The 625-nt window shown below is 61.0% G+C and carries 1 protein-coding gene; it reads right to left on the minus strand.

What is annotated here, in order from left to right; translation table 11 throughout:
• A partial coding sequence (locus IBT47_RS26810) for an Ig-like domain-containing protein (RefSeq protein WP_200564288.1) occupies positions 1-625 on the minus strand: 625 nt, incomplete at both ends.

The following is a 625-nucleotide window of genomic DNA, read 5'->3' on the forward strand; positions in this document are numbered from 1 at the left end:
AATGTTGCCGTCAGCATCACGAACGGTGATGGAGGCACCCGGTTCGCCGGTCCCCGTAATGCTCAGGCCATCTTCCGCTACGTTCAAATCGTCAACCTGTGCCGGAGGCGTGGTATCGCCCGCGTCAACGGTGGCCGGATCGGACGGGTTGCCCGCTTCATCGGTTTGAATAACGGAGAGGGTTTCACCGTTGGTCTGTGCCGGGTTCAGGTTCACGACAAAGTTGCCGTCTTCGCCCACAACCGCACCAGGGAGGCTGATAATGTTGCCGTCAGCATCACGAACGGTGATGGAGGCACCCGGTTCGCCGGTACCGATAATAGTCAGACCGTCATTGGATACGATCAGATCGTCAACCTGCGCCGGAGGCGTGGTGTCGCCCGCGTCAACGGTGGCCGGATCGGACGGGTTGCCCGCTTCGTCGGTCTGGGTAACGGAGAGGGTTTCGCCGTTGGTCTGAGGGGTGCTCAGCGTTACGGTGAAGTTACCGTCTTCGCCCACCACGGCACCCGGGAGGCTGATGACGTTGCCGTCAGCATCACGAACGGTGATGGAAGCACCCGGTTCGCCGGTCCCCGTAATGCTCAGTCCGTCTTCTGCCACTTCCAGATCGTCAACCTGTGCC

The sequence above is a fragment of the Erwinia sp. S43 genome (assembly GCF_016624745.1).
Classification (GTDB): domain Bacteria; phylum Pseudomonadota; class Gammaproteobacteria; order Enterobacterales; family Enterobacteriaceae; genus Erwinia; species Erwinia coffeiphila.